The 17,863-nt window shown below is 41.9% G+C and carries 19 protein-coding genes and 1 riboswitch; of the genes, 14 read left to right on the plus strand and 5 right to left on the minus strand.

Annotated elements, in window-relative coordinates; genetic code table 11:
* Positions 1-133: 133 nt before the first annotated feature.
* Both FFM78_RS06070 and thiD read right to left on the minus strand, forming a co-directional pair.
* On the minus strand, positions 134-331 hold the full coding sequence (locus FFM78_RS06070) for a hypothetical protein (RefSeq protein WP_137637555.1): 198 nt from the start codon (positions 329-331) through the stop codon (positions 134-136).
* Positions 332-428: 97 nt separating this feature from the next.
* A complete protein-coding gene (gene thiD, locus FFM78_RS06075; protein WP_137637556.1) occupies positions 429-1,235 on the minus strand; it encodes a bifunctional hydroxymethylpyrimidine kinase/phosphomethylpyrimidine kinase in 807 nt (268 codons plus the stop codon).
* Positions 1,236-1,388: 153 nt separating this feature from the next.
* Between thiD and FFM78_RS06080 the strand changes: the two genes are divergently transcribed.
* Complete coding sequence (locus FFM78_RS06080; RefSeq protein WP_137637557.1) at positions 1,389-2,267, plus strand: RluA family pseudouridine synthase; 879 nt, start codon at positions 1,389-1,391, stop codon at positions 2,265-2,267.
* Positions 2,268-2,305: 38 nt separating this feature from the next.
* On the opposite strand, the gene FFM78_RS06085 is transcribed toward FFM78_RS06080, so the two are convergent.
* Positions 2,306-2,533, minus strand: coding sequence for a hypothetical protein (locus FFM78_RS06085; RefSeq protein ID WP_137637558.1), 228 nt, complete (start codon positions 2,531-2,533; stop codon positions 2,306-2,308).
* Between the two features lie 234 nt (positions 2,534-2,767).
* A riboswitch (FMN riboswitch) is annotated at positions 2,768-2,891 on the plus strand.
* Between the two features lie 124 nt (positions 2,892-3,015).
* On the opposite strand from FFM78_RS06085, the gene FFM78_RS06090 reads away from it, so the two are divergent.
* Positions 3,016-3,615 carry an ECF transporter S component gene (locus FFM78_RS06090; protein ID WP_137637559.1) on the plus strand — a complete coding sequence of 200 codons (600 nt, stop codon included), beginning with the start codon at positions 3,016-3,018 and terminating at the stop codon, positions 3,613-3,615.
* A gap of 227 nt (positions 3,616-3,842) precedes the next feature.
* Positions 3,843-5,585: a putative glycosyltransferase family protein gene (locus FFM78_RS06095; protein ID WP_137637560.1), complete on the plus strand. Its 1,743-nt coding sequence runs from the start codon at positions 3,843-3,845 to the stop codon at positions 5,583-5,585.
* A gap of 76 nt (positions 5,586-5,661) precedes the next feature.
* Here FFM78_RS06095 and FFM78_RS06100 read toward each other — a convergent pair whose 3' ends face one another.
* Positions 5,662-6,249: a hypothetical protein gene (locus FFM78_RS06100; RefSeq protein WP_137637561.1), complete on the minus strand. Its 588-nt coding sequence runs from the start codon at positions 6,247-6,249 to the stop codon at positions 5,662-5,664.
* Between the two features lie 160 nt (positions 6,250-6,409).
* On the opposite strand from FFM78_RS06100, the gene FFM78_RS06105 reads away from it, so the two are divergent.
* A complete protein-coding gene (locus FFM78_RS06105) occupies positions 6,410-7,507 on the plus strand; it encodes an FAD:protein FMN transferase (protein WP_137637562.1) in 1,098 nt (365 codons plus the stop codon).
* A 143-nt stretch (positions 7,508-7,650) separates the two neighbouring features.
* Here the strand turns inward: FFM78_RS06105 and FFM78_RS06110 are convergent, their stop codons facing one another.
* The gene (locus FFM78_RS06110; protein ID WP_137637563.1) at positions 7,651-9,324 is read right to left on the minus strand and encodes a phosphoenolpyruvate carboxykinase (ATP); all 1,674 of its coding nucleotides are present in this window, start codon (positions 9,322-9,324) and stop codon (positions 7,651-7,653) included.
* 177 nt (positions 9,325-9,501) lie between these two features.
* Here FFM78_RS06110 and FFM78_RS06115 point away from each other — a divergent pair, with 177 nt between their 5' ends.
* The 10 genes from FFM78_RS06115 to FFM78_RS06160 all read left to right on the plus strand — a co-directional run bounded on the left by FFM78_RS06115 (position 9,502) and on the right by FFM78_RS06160 (position 17,855).
* Positions 9,502-9,705 (plus strand): hypothetical protein, encoded by a 204-nt coding sequence (locus tag FFM78_RS06115; RefSeq protein ID WP_137637564.1) that lies wholly within the window; start codon positions 9,502-9,504, stop codon positions 9,703-9,705.
* Positions 9,706-9,721: 16 nt separating this feature from the next.
* Entirely contained in the window at positions 9,722-10,363 is a 642-nt protein-coding gene (locus FFM78_RS06120) for a hypothetical protein (protein WP_137637565.1), read from the plus strand.
* A 41-nt stretch (positions 10,364-10,404) separates the two neighbouring features.
* Positions 10,405-11,295, plus strand: a complete 891-nt coding sequence (locus tag FFM78_RS06125; RefSeq protein WP_137637566.1) for a sce7725 family protein — start codon at positions 10,405-10,407, stop codon at positions 11,293-11,295.
* A gap of 442 nt (positions 11,296-11,737) precedes the next feature.
* Positions 11,738-12,112, plus strand: a complete 375-nt coding sequence (locus tag FFM78_RS06130; protein WP_137637567.1) for a hypothetical protein — start codon at positions 11,738-11,740, stop codon at positions 12,110-12,112.
* An 81-nt stretch (positions 12,113-12,193) separates the two neighbouring features.
* Positions 12,194-12,823, plus strand: a complete 630-nt coding sequence (locus FFM78_RS06135; protein ID WP_306438922.1) for a DNA-3-methyladenine glycosylase — start codon at positions 12,194-12,196, stop codon at positions 12,821-12,823.
* Positions 12,820-13,305: a DUF3013 family protein gene (locus FFM78_RS06140; RefSeq protein WP_137637569.1), complete on the plus strand. Its 486-nt coding sequence runs from the start codon at positions 12,820-12,822 to the stop codon at positions 13,303-13,305. The genes FFM78_RS06135 and FFM78_RS06140 overlap by 4 nt, the downstream gene beginning before the upstream one ends.
* 33 nt (positions 13,306-13,338) lie before the next feature.
* Positions 13,339-14,283, plus strand: coding sequence for a 50S ribosomal protein L11 methyltransferase (gene prmA / locus FFM78_RS06145; protein ID WP_137637570.1), 945 nt, complete (start codon positions 13,339-13,341; stop codon positions 14,281-14,283).
* 2 nt (positions 14,284-14,285) lie between these two features.
* Positions 14,286-15,029 (plus strand): 16S rRNA (uracil(1498)-N(3))-methyltransferase, encoded by a 744-nt coding sequence (locus FFM78_RS06150; protein ID WP_137637571.1) that lies wholly within the window; start codon positions 14,286-14,288, stop codon positions 15,027-15,029.
* 26 nt (positions 15,030-15,055) lie between these two features.
* The gene (locus tag FFM78_RS06155) at positions 15,056-15,403 is read left to right on the plus strand and encodes a hypothetical protein (protein WP_137637572.1); all 348 of its coding nucleotides are present in this window, start codon (positions 15,056-15,058) and stop codon (positions 15,401-15,403) included.
* A gap of 211 nt (positions 15,404-15,614) precedes the next feature.
* Positions 15,615-17,855, plus strand: a complete 2,241-nt coding sequence (locus FFM78_RS06160) for a RelA/SpoT family protein (RefSeq protein ID WP_137637573.1) — start codon at positions 15,615-15,617, stop codon at positions 17,853-17,855.
* Positions 17,856-17,863 lie beyond the last annotated feature (8 nt).

Raw genomic sequence — 17,863 nt, forward strand, 5'->3', positions numbered from 1 at the left:
GCAACAAATGCGGACCAAACCAAGTAAAAAAACAGCATTAGAAGTTAAGTAACTTCTAACACTGTAAAATTGACTATCAACAGGATTTGACAGAGAGCCAAAAGAGTAAGTGTTTGGCGTAATAGCCAAATACTTACTCTTTTTTGGGTTGGTCAGTTAACATACCAGCGCGATCTTCAAAATAGAAGATGCTAGTCACAAGGATCAAACCAGCCAAACTGGTGAAAATAACTTTAAACAGGGCAATTTGCCAGGAAATCTCTAATAACGGCAAAACGAAAATGAACAGAATTGCGCTGATAATAACGTTACGCCAGAACTTACGGCACATGATGAAAACCTCGCTTTATCCGAAAATTAACTAATTATGTACTTTATCGAAAGCAATCATAGCAGATAATTTTCGGGGATGCAAGCTTCTGAACGAATTAGTCTTGGTAGGCCCAATGATTGATTGGCCCAAACTTATGACCAACCTGAATTTCGTTAGCAATTGCCACATGAACAAACTTTTTAGCAGTGCGAATTGCGGTTTCAATATCAATTCCTTTGGCGATTTCCGCAGCGATACAAGCGGAAAGGGAATCACCAGTACCATTGACCCGCTCAGTTTTAACGTAAGGCTCACTTAACCAGAAAGATTTACCTGATTCCAAGAGAACAAAGTCGCGAACTTCTTTTTGAGTGTCGTCTTGATGTTGACCTTTGACCACTACATTTTTAGCACCTAACGCCTGTAATTTATGGGCCGCAGTTTCCATATCGGCCGCTGATTGAATTTTCATTTCCGCAAATTTTTCAGCTTCAAAGAAATTCGGCGTGATCACTGTTGCTAAAGGCACTAATTCTTCCCGTAAGGTTGCAAAAGCGCTTTCCTCCAATAATTGAGCACCGTGTTTAGTCATGATAACAGGATCAACGACTAAGGGGCCAAAATCATATTTCTGGTAGTTTTTGACAACGTTTTTGATCAATGTACTATCAGCCAACATCCCAGTTTTTGCTGCCAGGATTTTATAATCATCTGCAAGATCAGCGAATTCTTGATCGATAAAATCAGTTGGTAAAGAAATACTAGCGTGGATGCCGTAGGAATTACCAGCAACCGCCGTTGTCATCACCGCAGCACCATGAACTTTGCGTGCAAAAAAGGTATATAGATCTGCTTGCATTCCAGCACTGCCATCGCTATCGGATCCAGCAATTGTCACTACTTGTGGAAATTCATTTGCCATTTAACTCACTCACCTTTGTTATAAATTGAATCTATTATACTTAAAATTTGCGGTGATTAATAGGCTTAATTCTAATTTAAGCGAATTATAGGCGTTGTTATGAATTTTAGGTATAATTAAGTTACTAAATGATAAAACTAGGAGCAAAAATCAATGGAATTTAGTTGGCGTAAAACCGATGATAATGAAGAAAAAGTACGTTATTTCCTACAGCAGCATGGTATCAGCGGACGCTTATTTAAGCAAGTCACCGGCCAGGGAAAGATTCTGATCAACAACCAATTAGCTGCCTCGACCGGGGTACGGGTTCATCCTGGTGATCAGATTACGATTCAGTTACCACCAGAAAAAAGTGATCAGCGATTGACCGTTAGTACACAACCGATCCAGGTGATTTATGCAGATAATAATTGGTTAGTAGTTAATAAACCGACCGGGTTGGCTAGTATTCCCGGACCGACGAACCAAACTGATACTTTGCTAAATCGGATATTAGGGTGGTTACAGCAGCAAAATAGTCCTGATACTGTTCCCCATGTAGTAACGCGGCTAGATCGTTTTACTAGTGGTCTCGTTTTACTGGCGCGTCACCGTTTTGCGCACAGTTTGATTGCCCGACAATTGATGGATCATAGCTTAGATAAACGTTATTATGCTATTGTCGCAGGGCATTTAACCGCTAAACACGGTTTTTTGACTCAACCAATTGGCCGTCAAGGCGAGGCAATCCGGCGGCAAGTCATGGCCAATGGAAAAGCAGCCAAAACCGAGTATTGGCAGGTCAGCAAGTTGGCGACAGCAACCTTGGTCAAAGTTAAGTTATACACGGGACGAACGCACCAAATTCGCGTACATTTCACTGCCCAAGGACACCCACTATTAGGCGATCAATTGTACGGGGGACCCTTAGACCAAGGCATTCAACGCCAGGCCCTGCATGCTTATGAATTAAATTTTTACGATCCGTTTACACAACAGGTTATGCACTTCACTTGCCCAATGCCAAGCGACATGCAGGCTTTGTTAAAATGAAGGACTATGCCTTATACAGGCACAGTCCTGGTTGGGTATTACTTAGGTAACCGTTTGGAGACGTGGTAGCCGCTAGCAGCTGAATCAGCGGTTTTGGCGTCAACAGCGTTGAAAATTGCGTAGGTTTCGCCATCGACTTCTTTGACGATCATCAATTCATGTTGTTTTTGGTCACGGTGAAAAATTTCGGCACTACGCAGGGCCTCATTGAAATCGTAGCCGCTGGCAATTGCGTCGCCTGGATTGAAGAAAACAATTTCGTTCATCGCTGGCACACTTCCTTTTTATATAGATCAGGGTGATTGAAACTTACCTTCATTGTAACTGAAAACGCTATAAATAACAGTAAACAGACTAAATATTGGTGTAATCAGTGTTTATCAAATCGATTACTGCTAGTTAAAACGGCTATTTGTTTGTTCTTAAATTAAAAAGGGTAACAAAGTGGTTGTAATCATGACGCTTTCATGCTAAGCTGTAGTTGTTAAAAATTAATAAAGGTTCGTCTTCAGGGCAGGGTGAGATTCCCGACCGGTGGTTATAGTCCACGACCCACCAATATTGGTGGCCGAATCGGTGTAATACCGATACCGATAGTTAAAGTCTAGATAAAAGAAGATAGGCTTATTTTGCGCAATAAAATAAGACTAACGCCATTGAAGTGCTTGAAAAAGACATTTTGGTGGCGTTTTTATTTGTGTAAGAGAAACCAATTACCTAGAGTTGAATCCTTTTAGGAGGATTTATCATGGCAAAAATGGGCGTCAGAAAGTTAGTTATGATCGCGATGTTAGCGGCGATTTCGTATTTATTAATGTTTTTTCAATTTCCAATCTTACCAACTTCACCGTTTTTAAAACTGGATTTTAGTAATTTACCGATCTTTATTAGTATGTTCCTTTATGGTCCGGCTGCAGGAGCTTTTACAACTTTGATCACAGGCTTGCTCGACTTTATTACTAAAGGGCAGGGTATCCCTGGTTTGATCGGTGATGTGGCTTATTTCCTAGCGACGATGTGCTTCACCTTACCAGTTTACTATTTCTTCAAGCGTGATCGTACCACTTTGAAAGTTAGTCGGGGCAACATGTTAGGTGGCTTCATCACCGGGACGATTTCAATGACCATTTTTATGAGTATTGCTAATGTGCTAGTATTATTGCCGATGTACATGAAGTTTTCTGGTATTCAGATCAACGCGACAATCCTGAATTTAGTGGCGACAACGGTTGTTCCATTTAATTTACTTAAGGGAGTATTGGTCAGCATCGTCTTCTTAGTAGCTTACGAGAAGTTGTTGCCGTGGCTTTCGCGTAAAGTCTTACCACAGCAAGTTAAAAAAGTTTAAGTTATTTTCTATCATATTTAACCAAAATTAATCAGAGGTTGTGACCGTTGCTATTCAGGTCATGACCTCTGATTTTGTTTTTTTAAGTTGCCAAGTAGAAGTAAATATTGTTATAAAATAGATTTAAAAATACTAAATATGATCATAACCCTATGAATAATGTAGTATAGTTAAAATCGCGTTGGAAGGCGCTTTTTAATGAAATAGTATAAGTGGGGTTTGATATTATGTTTAAAAGGATCCGTTGGTGGCGGGTGTTACCGTATTTATTGATCATGGGCATGGCGGTGCTACTTGTGGCACCGCAAGTCATACTGCACAGTACGATCGTGGGGTCGGATGCGATTTTCCATTTTAATCGAATTTATGATGCGGCAAAGCAAATCCAACACTTTAATTTTAGTTATTTTCAAACGAATTATGGTTTTCAACAAAGCGGGCGCATCATTAATGCCCTGTACGGACCATATTTTGCTTATTTAAGTGGTGTTTTACTGATTTTGGTTCGGAGCTGGTATCATTTTCAAATTATCTCCACGTTGCTAGTTTATACTATTGGCGGTATTGGTATGTATCGGTTAGCAAGTCAAATGCAGGCAACAAAGCGAATTGCCTTGGTGGCAGCCCTGTTATTTATGAATGTTGGTTGGCTACCTAGATGGGGCTTATCACAAAACTTAAATGCGTGGGGAGCCGCGTTAGCACCATTTATGTTGCTCTGCGCAGTCAGGATGATCAGTGATCATCAGCGGCCGGTTAAAATAATACCATTAGCACTGATCATGGCGGTGATCATTGAGATCCATATTTTAAGTACGATTATTTTTACATTGGTTTTACTGCCGTTTTTTGTGATTGGGTTGTGGCAGACACAAAATAAGTTGAATATGGTTTTTAAAACGGTTTTAGCGGCGCTACTAACTATTTTGTTAACTGCTAATATTTGGGGAAGTTTCCTGACGATCTTTGCTAATAATCGGATCGCCGAACCGGCAAAATTTGACCTAGAGCATAACGCGTTACAATTTTCAATGATTTTAGGGCAACGCAATCAATTAGGGGCGGTTTGTTTAGTGCTATTTGCAGCACAAATAATTTATGTACTGATCAGTAAGAAAGTGACCAGTGTTAACCGTATTGTGACGGTACTTGGCGGATTAATTTTATTTATTGCTTCTGATCTATTCCCGTGGGTGACTTTACAGCGTCTGTTTCCTTTTTTGCAAAGCACATTACAGTTTCCAGTGCGCTTTACGATTATTGCCTATCCGTTGTTATTTTGCGGTGTTGCGATTAGTGCAACGCAGTTATATTTAAATCGGCGTGGCAAGCCGCTGTACTATCAAATTGGTGCGTTGGTGGCAGTTATTTTGTGCTTAGCACCTAATATGCTCGGTATGGCACTTAAGGCAGAAACCTATCATTCGGTTGATGTGCTTGACAGCTGGACTGGGGTGACCGTTTTGGCGGATACACCTAATCAGATTCGTAGTTCACTGCATGCTAAACACCCTGGTCAGTTATTGACTTTGGTGGAAAAGCGTCATCCGGATTATTTGCCAATTCCAACCGAATTTAAGCGGCTAAGTTTTAAACGCTCGGATGAGTATGAAAAGCAAATAATTGATACTCACAGAAAGTTTAATCATCAAGTTCTTGCTGGTGGTCGGCTGCGTTTGACCTGGGAAGCCGATCGCCAAGATTATCGCCAGGTTCCATTGATCGTGTATAAAGAATCTAAGCTTGAGCTTAATGGGCGACCACTGACAACGGCCGAATATGATGAAACTAATATTGGTGCTCCTGTTGTTCCTCAAAGAATTGGGCACAATACGCTTATTTTAAAATTTAAACAGCCTAGCAGCTTCACTAATTTACTTATTTTATCCCTGATTTCTTGGTCAATTTTATTAGGAGTAGGTTTGGTTAAATGGTTTAGTAAATACGCTTTGCGAAAACTAGTTCTGTAATTTGGGCCAGTCTTTAATTTAGCGGTTCATAAAAAAGCGCTGGTGCATAATTTAGTTCAATTATGCCCAGCGTTTTTTAACTATTTTCGTTTAATTTTTTACTAATTTGCTGATAAAGTAGGGCAGCACTATCGCCAAATTGTAAGAAGGAAATGTCTTTGTAGGCAAGAATAACGGGTTCACCATGTTGGTAGGTTAATGGATCAAATGGCAGACAAGTAAAATGATGGGCGGTGGCGGTGACGATCTGATTGACGGGTGCAATATCAAAGCGGCCGGCTAAAGTAATATAAGCACGTTGCTTAGTCAGTAACGCAAATAAATCCGGTAATGGGTGTTTAGCCCATTTTGCGATCAAAGGACTTTTAGCGCTAAGTTTAAAGGGATCGTACTGTTGCTGCTCCTTTAAATAGGCTTGATAATGGTCGAGAATTTGTAGGTAAGTTGTTTTACTGTGAACGCGCTTGATTCGCTTAAGCGCAAATAAGGTATAACCAGCAAACTGACCTTGATTATTTAAGGTAGCTAAAATCAACCAGCGATGATCACTGATCAGCGGATAGCCGACCTCAAATTCGCCGTTTTCTTTTTTGACGTAAACCTCTATTAAAGTATGTTGCTGTTTTGCTTTTTCAATTTGACTTAAAATTTTTGCCGCTTTCAATACCAAACACCTCACAATTAGTTTCCGTCATCATTGTAAAGGATTTACCGTTGAAAAGAAACGGCAAATTTTGAAAATTACTACTTAGCTTATTGTAATAGCGTTCTCATTTCGCTAAACTGGGTAAGGATCAAGCAAATGGATAAAGGAGTCACTAATGATGTTACGAAAACGACAACCACTTATTTTGGCAGTAGTTTTACTGCTTTTACCACTGGTATTAACTGCCTGTTCGGCTAAAAAAACGACAGCACCGGTTATTTCTGAGCCGTACAAACGCAGTGAATTTATGCTGGGTACGATTTGTACGCTGTCGATTTATAATAAAGGCAAGAAAAAGGTGCTGCAAAAAGGGTTTGATCGGATCAAACGAACAGAAAAACAAGCAACCTTGACGAAGGCGCATTCTGAATTAGACAAAATCAATGCGAATGCTGGCATTAAACCGGTTAAGGTCAGCAAAGATATGTGGCCGTTAATGGAAAAGGCCATGTACTATAGTAAGAATTCCAATGGCGCGTTTGATATGTCGATCGGCGCGATCACTAATTTATGGAAGATCGGTTTGCCAGGCGCCCGGGTGCCAGCGCAGTCAGAAATTGATCGGGCGCTACCGTTGGTGGATTATCACGATGTTAAATTAGATGCGGCTAAGCGTACTGTTTACTTAACAAAAAAAGGAATGCGGCTCGATTTTGGGGGAATCGCTAAAGGCTATATTGCTGATCAAGTACGTCAAGTTTTCCGGCAAAATGGCGTTAACACCGCGATCATTGATTTAGGCGGTAATGTGGTAGTAATGGGGTCATCGCCTGATGGTAAAAACAAACCTTGGAAGGTCGGTGTACAGGATCCGTATGCAGCTCGAGGAACGGCTCTAGGAACATTGCCAGCAAAAAATTTATCCGTGGTGACGGCCGGTATTTACGAGAAATACTTGAAGGCCAATGGCCACACTTATATCTACTTATTTAACCGTAAAACGGGCTATCCCTACGAAAACAATTTGGCTGGGGTAACGATCATTTCACCGAAGTCGGTTGATGGTGATGCATTATCTAATGCGGCCTTTAATAAGGGCGTTAAGGCTGGTTTGGCTTATATCAACGGTAAGCATAAGAAAAATATTCAAGCTGTTTTTGTGACTAAGGATAAGAAAGTCTATATCAGTAACGGGTTAAAGAAAACCTTTAAATTAACCAAGAAATCAGGCTATAAAATGGGCGATCCTAGTAAATTAACTGTACAGGATAATTAACATAATTAAAATTATGTAAACTAAAGGCTAGCAACTGCAATTGTTGTTAGCCTTTTTGTATTCACAACAAAAGTAAAATTAATTTAATAGATTAAATATTCTTTTTATAATACTTGTAAATAGATATTTAAAATTAATTAATATTAACAGTTCTTTTTTAATTCTAAATAAAGAATGATAGTTCTTTTATTGGTCAAACTTTGACTGATTTCAGCGGGTAAGGGAGCCTGCGGATGTGTTTTTTCGTAGTGTGTGATCCAATCTAATCGAATTTGAAGTCTTGTGGTCAATAGTGTTTGGTACGTAGGATCGCTAAAATCAACTGGAAATTCAGCCAGGGGTGCATAATTTAGGTGAGCTAACGAACCAAAAGCCTGCCAAGTGATTTTTTGTTCGACAATAGCTTCCAAAATACTTAAAGTCACTTCTTTGGATATTTTTTTACCGTTGTAAAAACCAGTATTTAGAATATAGCAAGCAACCTGCCGTTCGGCGAACAAGCCTTTGAAATCGGCATAATCTTCGGCTAATGGGTAGGCCCGAAATGGGTCAGCAAACGGCTCAATAACTAAAGCATTTCGATCTACTGTGCCAACCAAGTTTTCGGCGGAAGAGCGTTTTGTCGCTAGCGTTGCCCCAAAGGTGGCGGCTAAAGTTGGATCTGTAATTTGAATCACTGGTGGCAGGCTATCGTCCTTCATGATCCAGAAAATAGCGTCGATCGGCGCCGCTTCTTTATCTACACGATTAGCTGAAGCATAACGTGATTTGACCGTGCGGCCATTGCCGTTACGCAGGTCTTCAGTAACTAGTACTTTTTTGCCGGTCTGATTTAACGTGACACCGACGTTCATTAAGGTCATGAAATACTTAGTTTCTTCAGTTCCGGAAGGATAGTCGTTGGTTTTGTCGAAATAAGCGGGTTCTAACGCGACGGAACTGCCGTCGGTTCGGGAAATAATAAAAGCATCATCGTGTAATACCGTGGTTTTAAAGCGTCCGCCGTGTTTGGCGTGCGTTAAAGTCGATTTACCGGAGCCGGAAAGACCAAACATAGCGAAAACTTGATCGGGACGATTAGCAAAATGAAAAGCCTTTTCGCCGCCATGACACGCGACATAACCATGGCGGTGGGCAGTCGCCCAAGCCAAAGATAAAGTTGCTTTTTTTAATTCACCAAAATAGCGCATGCCTAAAATAGCGGCAACATTATGTTTAGCATCAAATAAGGCCAGGCCATCAGGAAATTCGGGATGATGAAAACTAGGGTCAGCGTAAATGAAAATGTCGCCTTCTGGATAGGGTTTAGACTGTCGATAACGGGTCTGATAAGCTTGGTTTAACGGCTGGAAATTTAACAGGTAAGAAAGCAGATTGTTTTCGTAACCTTTAGGAACAGCAAGGTGCGCGCCAATCATAAAATCTTCATCTAGACCAACCACGACCTGTGTTTTGTAGAATTGTTGCTGGGTCCCTGCAAAAATAGCATCTCGTAAAAGACCGGCCATTTTTACATCGTCGACATCGGGATCTCCGATTCGCCGACGAGCGGCTGCAGTGCGCCCAATTACGCGGCCGTGATTATTGACCAGCATCACTGCATCCGCGGGTAATCCTAATTCAGCAGCGTGACTGATTGGCAGATCAGTTACAGTGGTTTCAGGAGCTATCTTAGCAAGCTTGTAGGCAGTTGCAACGTCGTTGACGGCCAACATATTGTTACCGTAAAAAGCGGATTCAATAGTCGTTCTGATTTGCGAAAAAAGTGGATTAGCTGCGCGAATATCCTTTTCATTATATCGAACGATCGTGCTCATAAAGATCACCTCTCCTTTGTATACGCTTACAGGGATGATACCACAAATTTGCGCAAACAAGTCAGCTTAATGCTGCAGGTAGTTGCTAAAATTTAGTTATGATCTAGAAATTTGGTTTGTCCAGGAATTAAAAAATGCTACAATAAATAGCAAATAATTTTCGGAGGAGTTTTGAAGATGGCTCAATCTTTAGATGCACGTTTAATTGGCCGCCATTTTATTATCGATCAAACTAATATTGCTGGAACTATTAGTTTCTTCGGAATTTTTTATCATTTTGTTGGGACCGCGCCATTGACGCTAGGGGATGAAGTTGTGGTCACAGGGGTCACGGCTGAACAGCTGACAGTGACTAAAGCGACAGAGTTGTTAAATTATTAAGGAAGGGATCTAGATCGTGAAAACAAAACAAACTTTAGCGTTGGAGCAGACACTATATGCATATTGTCGCGAGAAAGGATTCTCAGCAGTTGAAGAAGTAGCCTTGCCGGATGACCTGGGCATCGTTGATACCTTGGCTCTGCGAAATGATGCTGATCAGCAACCGGAATGGCGGTGTTATGAGTTAAAGATTTCTAAGGCCGATTTTCATTCAAATGCGCGACTTTCTTTTGTTGGTCATTACAACTATTTTGTTTTAACTGCAGCATTATATGCGCAAGTAGCCCGGGAAATCCCGGCACATATTGGCGTGCTAGTTTACCATTCCTACAAACGCGAATCAGCTGTTGCTGTACCGGGTTATTTAACTGTCGCTAAGGCGGCCCGCCGCCAAGATCTACAAACCACTGCGGCGGTTTTAATGACTCATTTTATGTTGGCGTTAGCACGGGAAGCCGATAAATTTAAGCAGGCCAAGCTTGGCCTAGCGGCGTATTCAACGGAACGCCTGTATGCTGAACTACGTAAACGCGGTCATCATTATGATCCTAGTCAGCTACGAACCAACTATTACGAGCAATTCATTAAAGAGGTGCGTAGTGATGCTGTTGATCAGTTGAAAGCCGAGTTGGCGGCCACTGAGGCGGATTATCAGTAATTACTGCAGCAAATTCATCAAGCTAATATGGTTGCCGATTGATGCGAATCTATTATCCTTATTTGCGGGGCAAACAGTTTGAATTACAGGCACTTTTGGCACTCCAAAAAGCCGACAAATTGTCTTTGGCAGTGATACCCATTATTGAACCAGTACGGGATTCGCATTATTTAGCCGATTGCGTGGCAACCTTTATAACAGCTGGGCGACCACTGATTATCATCAGTAATCCGCAAGTCGGTACCTATCAGCAACATCGGCAGCAGCGCTATCCGTTAACTCAATGGCAAGCTAGTCCGTATTTTAAACATGCGTTATTGGTCACTAAGGCAACCTCATTAGCCGACTATTTAGCCGCTGACGTTTTACTTTTTACGCATCCTGATGTGTTGACTGTCTTTCCAGAGCCACAATCACAGCAGCTAGTTATTGTTGGCCCCAGTCATCGACTGCGGCGGCAACTGAACTATCAAGTTACATTGACTGATCCAACACCACAAGGATGGGATGGTGCCGATTATTTATTACAACCACAAACTTTTTTCAGTGATCAGCCGTGGTTCGCGACTGCAACTGGTTTTAGCGATTTTGTGACGGTCGGGGCTGGTTATAGTGATAAAGGATATCCGGTTCCTTTTATAAAATTAACACTTACTGTGCCGCGGTCACGGCAGTTGTGGTTACATCATTTTATTTCGACTGATTTTAGTGATTTTAAACAGCCTAAGGCCAAATATTTTAGTGCAGGCACCCAGCTAGTGGCTTGGCTAAAGTTACATCCAGAAGTGCCATTAACTCTGGGCTTGGCTGCTTTGCAGACTAGTATTCAGCAAGCGCATTTTCCTGGTTTAGGTAAAGTTAAGCAATGGTTGTTGATGCATCATCTGGAATTAGTGGCCCAAATTCTTAATGTGAATAACCATGAATGTTGATCCAACAAGGCTATCATGGTAAAAGACTGGTATCATCATAACGAATATGGCATAATTGAAACAGCAAAAAATTGATGTCAGTAAAACCTAAGAAATAGATGATAACTCAGCGCCTTTTGCTGAAAGTTGAATGGTCATCGTCCGTAACATCAGAAAGTTGGCTAGCGGATTTAAGCTAGCTAACTTAACTTTAATTGTGAAGTAGAGCCATGTTTCAACTCAGCGCCTTTTGCTGAAAGTTGAATGGTCATCGTCCGTAACATCAGAAAGTTGGCTAGCGGATTTAAGCTAGCTAACTTAACCTTAATTGTGAAGTAGAGCCATGTTTCAACTCAGCGCCTTTTGCTGAAAGTTGAATGGTCATCGTCCGTAACATCAGAAAGTTGATTAGCGGGTTTAAGCTAACCAACTTAACCTTAATTGTGAAGTAGAGGGGATCAATGTGGCAATTGAACAGCTTTGGCACGTTTTATTTTATACAAAAAAATTTACTGCAGAACAGGTGCATACCTTCGTTGATGATCTAAAGAAGGAACCTAATTTCGGTGGCTTACCGATCAAAAAGGTTAGCTTTGACTATACGACTAAGGAAATGCTGTATACAACTTTTATTTTTAGTGCACCGAAGGCCATTGAAAAGCCAATGCAACATGAGATGGCGAAGTATTTGTATGCACGTGTGATCCATCCTGGTAGTTTAGACACTAAGCAATATTACGATGTAGTCAATCAATCAAGCCAGGAACTTGGTATTGAATACTTTAATTATGCAGATGGTTCCTTAGACATTATGCTTTGGGGTAAACAGGCTGAATAAGGTTGTAAAAACTCGTCGGTTAAACTGGCGAGTTTTTCGTGTTATAACTAAATTGGTGATAACGGAAAGCAGATGCTCAGTATGCTACAGGATTATTTTGAACAAGGTGATACGACCACTTTAGCCCGCCAATTATTAGGTAAGCAGTTGTTTTATCATAGTCCTGCCGGGGTACTTTCTGGTTATATTGTGGAAACAGAAGCTTATTTAGGTGAACTTGATCGGGCTGCACATGCTTTTGCTGGGCACCGTTCACCTAAAAATGAGGCGCTCTACCAGGCCGGCGGGACGATCTATATCTACACCATTTATGGACAATACCTATTGAACGTCAGCACACAACCACAAGGAGTGCCCCAGGGGATCTTGATTCGTGGCTTGCAACCTCATTTAGGTCAAGCAATCATGCGGCAACATCGGCCGCATGCACGAACGGATTTTGAATTAACCAATGGTCCTGGTAAATTGATGGCAGCTTTGGGGATTCAGGATCTTAGCTTGAATTTACAGAACTATACGGATAGTGCGCTGACTTTAAACTTAACCGCAGGCAAACGGCCATTGAAAATTGAGGCTGCTTCCCGAATCGGTATTGGTGTCCAGGGGAAGTGGCAGGCCGCACCATTGCGTTTCTATGTGGCCCACAATCCGTTTGTGTCCAAAATACCAAAGCGCGCGCTGAATTTAGAAAATTATGGGTGGCAATCATGAAAATAACTTTATTAGATTATTTAGCGACACAAGTGGCAGATTATACAGGCGACGGGCAGTTAGAACTTAATTGGGATAAACGGGAGCACGTGTTTGAATTAATATTGAATTTAACGGCGCAAAATCAAATTGGCCAAACAATAGCTGACGCTGACGGTAAAGTCAATGCACAGAATAAAATCGATTTTCAAGATCAAATTTTGTTTTACGACGCGACCCGCTTGGATCCGGCAACCGTAGCGGCCGATTATTTGGCCCTGATCCCATTTGATGGCAAGCGTGGACTAACACGGCAAACACTTGACGGGTTGTTCAGCTATTTACCTGATTTGTTAGCCGATGGTCTCAGCGATTTAATGGACTTCTTAAACGAAGATACGGTCACAACATTTGGTTTACATTGGCAGCCCGCTGTTTTTCAGCAACGAATTGCTGCACAGCCAGCCCATTTGGTTGAATATTTGGCTTATCCCCGTTATTAAAACGATAATTTAATCAGAAAGGCGGTTAATTTAATGGAATGGACAGAGGTAAAAGTAACCACGACCACCGAGGCCGTCGAAGCCGTAGCTAATATCTTAATGGAGGCTGGTGCAACCGGCGTACAGATCAATGATGCAGCTGATTTTAAGCCACAGTCATTGGGCCCGTATGGTGAGATCTTTGACCCCACGAAACATGCGCATATTCAAGCAGGTGCAGAAATTTCTGCTTATTATCCAGAAACAATTTTTGTGCCGGAAATTTTACCACTGATCAAGCAACGTGTTAATCAATTACCGGAATTTGGTTTGGCAATTGGTGCTAATCAAGTGACCACTGCGTTGGTTAATGAAGGCGCTTGGGCAACCGCCTGGAAAAAGTATTATCATCCTGTACGAGTCAGTCGTTACTTAACGGTAGTCCCTAGTTGGGAAAAATATCGACCACAACAGGTTGGTGAGCAATTGATTATTTTAGATCCAGGGATGTCATTTGGTACTGGAACTCATCCCACCACCAAATTAGCGTTACAAGCATTAGAAACTACGATTCGGGGTGGTGAAACTTTGCTGGATGTGGGCACTGGTTCTGGTGTACTGAGTATTGCGGCGAAACAATTAGGTGCCGGTTCGGTTTTTGCCTATGATCTTGATGAAGTGGCGGTAAAGGCGGCGGCTAGCAACCTGGCCTTAAATCCAGTTGCTGCACAGGTGCCGGTTAAGGCCAATAATTTATTGACTGGGATCACGCAATCCGCAGATATCATCGTGGCCAATATTTTAGCAGAGATCATTTTACCGTTGATCCCCCAAGCTCAGCCTTTATTAAAGGCAAACGGTTATTTGATTTTGTCAGGTATTATTGCGGCTAAAGTAGCTAGTGTTAAGCAGGCACTTATCGCGGCAGATCTAACCATCGTTCAGGTTCTTAATGAAGGTGATTGGTATGGGATCATCGCCCAGCAACAGGAGGACTAAGCATGCAACGTTATTTTATTGACCAAACGGCGGCGGCTGGTGAACAGGTGGAAATAACCGGGACCTCTGCGCATCATATTCAACGAGTAATGCGCGCGCAGGTGGCCGATCAGATCGAAGTGGTAACGGCGGCACACCAAGCTTATTACGGTACAATCGAAAACTTGACCCCAACAAAAGTTGCGGTACGTTTAGGCACAACGCTGTTAACTAACACAGAACTGCCTAGTCAAGTGGTCATTGCCTGCAGCATTGCCAAAAAAGATAAGGCCGATTGGATCGTTCAAAAAGGGACCGAACTTGGTGCCAGTGGATTTATCTTTTTTGCTAGCCAATACGGAATCGCCAAGTGGGAGCCACAACGGCAGGATAAGAAATTAGTCCGCCTGCGTAAAATTGCTTTGGAAGCGGCCCGCCAGGCGCACCGTAATTTGATTCCCAGTGTAACGATTATTTCCGGACTGGCCGCTTTGACTAAAGTAGTCAAGGACTATGGCATTGTGGCGTATGAAGAATCGGCTAAACAAGGTGAAACAGCGGCTTTAGTGGCGACAGCACAACAAGTACAGGCACAGCAAAAATTAGTGGCGGTATTTGGCCCAGAAGGTGGGTTGGCGCCAGCAGAAGTTGCCCAATTACAGGCCGCTAATTTTGTTGCTGTTGGATTAGGTCCCCGAATTTTACGGGCAGAAACGGCACCTTTATATTTATTAAGTGCATTGTCAACGTTGTGGGAATTACGTTGATAAGTTTAAGACACGGAGGTTTAATTTTGACAAAAATCAAACAATTTATGCAACATCCTATGGCGCAATTGATTTTATTTAGTTTTATCGTGACTTGGTTGTTACCGCTAAGCTTCCATTGGTTAGCGGTGGCCAAGGTCACACGGATCGCCGTTCTTTTTATTATTGTTAATATGTTGGCTGCCATCGCTGTTGGTATTTTCTTAGCTAATCGGCATTTAGCCGGTTGGTGGCTAGTGATCTTCCCTGGTATTTTTGCTATTATTGTTTATTTAATGTACGGTAAATATGGTTATTGGTTTGCCGGTATCTACCTGTTTTTAAGTTACTTGGCATACAGTTTGCGCAAAGCAGCGCTGGCGGTTGCAAAATAGTCGCCCTTAGGTATAATTTGTATTGAGTCTGTTAACTGTGGATCATGCTAGCCGTGTTATAATCAGATACAGTACTAGCGGTATTATGATCAAGACGATTAAGTGCGTACGGTAAACTATCGGCACGCTAATTAATCATGATTTTAGGCACGCATGCTTGATAGCTACCGTGCTGTTTTTGTATCAAAATGAATATGAGGATGTGGGGTTTATGGCTGAGGATAAAGTTTATACAGCTAACGAAAGTATTGCGTTAGTTAAAACTTATATGAATGATGAGCATGTTGCGTTTGTGAAAAGAGCGCTTGATTTTGCGACTTACGTTCATAAAGAACAATCGCGTCAATCTGGTGAACCCTATATCATTCATCCAATTCAGGTCGCGGCGATTTTGGCAGAGCTGAAAATGGATCCGGCAACTGTGGCGTCAGGTTTCTTGCACGATGTGGTTGAAGATACGAATATCACTTTAGGTGACATTCAAGAATTATTCGGTCAGGATGTAGCTGTGATTGTCGATGGTGTTACTAAATTGAGTAAGATCAAATATGTGGCCCATAAAGATGCCTTGGCCGAGAATCATCGTAAAATGATCTTGGCGATGGCTAAAGACCTCCGTGTCGTCATGGTCAAGTTAGCTGATCGGTTGCATAATATGCGCACTTTGAAACATCTACGACCGGAGAAGCAACGGCGGATCGCCAATGAAACTTTGGAAATTTATGCGCCATTAGCCGATCGCTTAGGGATCAGTCAATTTAAATGGGAATTAGAAGATACGGCATTGCGCTATTTAAATCCGCAGCAATATTATCGAATCGTCCATTTAATGAATTCTAAACGAACGCAACGCCAAGCTTATATTGACGAGGCGATTAAACAGATCAAGGCCTCGATGACTGATTTTAATATTAAGTACGAAATTTATGGTCGGCCTAAGCATATTTATTCGATTTATAAGAAAATGCGGGATAAGCATAAACAATTTGAAGAGATTTATGATCTGCTGGCCATTCGGGTGATCGTGGATACGATCAAGGATTGTTATGCCGTTTTAGGCGCGATCCATACTAAATGGAAACCGATGCCTGGGCGCTTTAAGGATTATATTGCGATGCCTAAGGCCAATATGTATCAGTCATTGCATACGACAGTGATCGGTCCTAAAGGCCAACCGCTGGAAATTCAAATTCGTACTGAGGAAATGCATCAGGTTGCTGAATTCGGGGTGGCTGCACATTGGGCCTACAAAGAAGGCAAACGGGATGAGGTCAAGTATGATTCTAACGGTAAAAAAATTGATATGTTCCGTGAAATTCTGGAATTAGGCAACGAAACCTCCGATGCTGCCGATTTCATGGAAAGTGTCAAAGGTGATATTTTCTCAGATCGCGTTTACGTTTTTACACCTAAAGGCGATGTTTATGAATTATCCCAAGGATCAGGGCCACTGGATTTTGCTTATACCATTCACACTGAAGTCGGTAATAAAACAGTGGGCGCCAAAGTCAATGGTAAAATCGTGCCGTTAAATTATCAATTGAAAAATGGCGATATTGTTGATATTTTAACTTCACCAAATTCTTCACCCAGTCGTGACTGGATCAATTTAGTAAGCACTAGTAAGGCCCGCAATAAAATCAAACGGTTTTTCAAACAGGCCGATCGTTCCGAAAATATTGAAAAAGGTCGGGATATGCTTGAAAAGCAGCTGACTGAAATGGGCTTTTTGCCTAAGGACTATTTAAATAAAGAGGTTCTAGGGCAAGTCACTAGCCGGTTTAATTTCAGTAACACGGATGAATTATTGGCCGGGGTCGGTTACGGTGAGTTATCGCCGTTGGTCGTTAGTAACCGGCTAACTGAAAGAGCGCGGCATCAGCGTGAAAAAGCTGCCCAAGAAAAGCAAGCACAGACGGTTTTAGCCGATACAACCACCGTTAAGGGTAAAACTAAGGCTAAGACAAAAGAGCCATCAGAGAAGCTTAAAATTAAGCACGAGGGCGGCGTTGTGATCCAAGGCGTTGACAACTTGTTGGTTCACCTAAGCAAATGTTGTAACCCGGTTCCTGGCGATCCCATCGTCGGTTATGTCACCAAAGGCCGCGGTGTCTCAATTCACCGTGCCGATTGTCCCAATGTTCAAAATGCAGTTGATACAGCCAATCGACTGATCGAAGTTGAATGGGAAGATGCAGCGGCTAAAGGCACAACCTATGATGCTAATCTGGAGGTTTACGGTTACAATCGTTCTGGTTTGTTAAATGATGTTTTACAAACGTTGAATGCACAGACTAAGAATTTGACTTCGGTTAGCGGTAAGGTTGATCACGATAATATGGCGACGGTTCACGTCACGGTGGCGATCACTAACTTGGCCCATCTAACTCGCTTGATCGATAGTATCAAGAATATTCCTGATGTCTATAGTGTTAAGCGCTCAAACGAGTGAGTTAGGCG

The sequence above is a fragment of the Loigolactobacillus binensis genome (genome assembly GCF_005405165.1).
Classification (GTDB): domain Bacteria; phylum Bacillota; class Bacilli; order Lactobacillales; family Lactobacillaceae; genus Loigolactobacillus; species Loigolactobacillus binensis.

What these genes read in the sequence shown, in the direction of transcription:
- FFM78_RS06150 (WP_137637571.1), top strand. Translation starts at nt 14,286, where the DNA reads ATGCAACGTTATTTTATTGACCAAACGGCGGCGGCTGGTGAACAGGTG.
- FFM78_RS06110 (WP_137637563.1), bottom strand. Translation starts at nt 9,324, where the DNA reads ATGAGCACGATCGTTCGATATAATGAAAAGGATATTCGCGCAGCTAAT.
- FFM78_RS06080 (WP_137637557.1), top strand. Translation starts at nt 1,389, where the DNA reads ATGGAATTTAGTTGGCGTAAAACCGATGATAATGAAGAAAAAGTACGT.
- FFM78_RS06090 (WP_137637559.1), top strand. Translation starts at nt 3,016, where the DNA reads ATGGCAAAAATGGGCGTCAGAAAGTTAGTTATGATCGCGATGTTAGCG.
- prmA (WP_137637570.1), top strand. Translation starts at nt 13,339, where the DNA reads ATGGAATGGACAGAGGTAAAAGTAACCACGACCACCGAGGCCGTCGAA.
- FFM78_RS06105 (WP_137637562.1), top strand. Translation starts at nt 6,410, where the DNA reads ATGTTACGAAAACGACAACCACTTATTTTGGCAGTAGTTTTACTGCTT.
- FFM78_RS06140 (WP_137637569.1), top strand. Translation starts at nt 12,820, where the DNA reads ATGAAAATAACTTTATTAGATTATTTAGCGACACAAGTGGCAGATTAT.
- thiD (WP_137637556.1), bottom strand. Translation starts at nt 1,235, where the DNA reads ATGGCAAATGAATTTCCACAAGTAGTGACAATTGCTGGATCCGATAGC.
- FFM78_RS06070 (WP_137637555.1), bottom strand. Translation starts at nt 331, where the DNA reads ATGTGCCGTAAGTTCTGGCGTAACGTTATTATCAGCGCAATTCTGTTC.
- FFM78_RS06125 (WP_137637566.1), top strand. Translation starts at nt 10,405, where the DNA reads ATGCGAATCTATTATCCTTATTTGCGGGGCAAACAGTTTGAATTACAG.
- FFM78_RS06085 (WP_137637558.1), bottom strand. Translation starts at nt 2,533, where the DNA reads ATGAACGAAATTGTTTTCTTCAATCCAGGCGACGCAATTGCCAGCGGC.
- FFM78_RS06115 (WP_137637564.1), top strand. Translation starts at nt 9,502, where the DNA reads ATGGCTCAATCTTTAGATGCACGTTTAATTGGCCGCCATTTTATTATC.
- FFM78_RS06095 (WP_137637560.1), top strand. Translation starts at nt 3,843, where the DNA reads ATGTTTAAAAGGATCCGTTGGTGGCGGGTGTTACCGTATTTATTGATC.
- FFM78_RS06135 (WP_306438922.1), top strand. Translation starts at nt 12,194, where the DNA reads ATGCTACAGGATTATTTTGAACAAGGTGATACGACCACTTTAGCCCGC.
- FFM78_RS06160 (WP_137637573.1), top strand. Translation starts at nt 15,615, where the DNA reads ATGGCTGAGGATAAAGTTTATACAGCTAACGAAAGTATTGCGTTAGTT.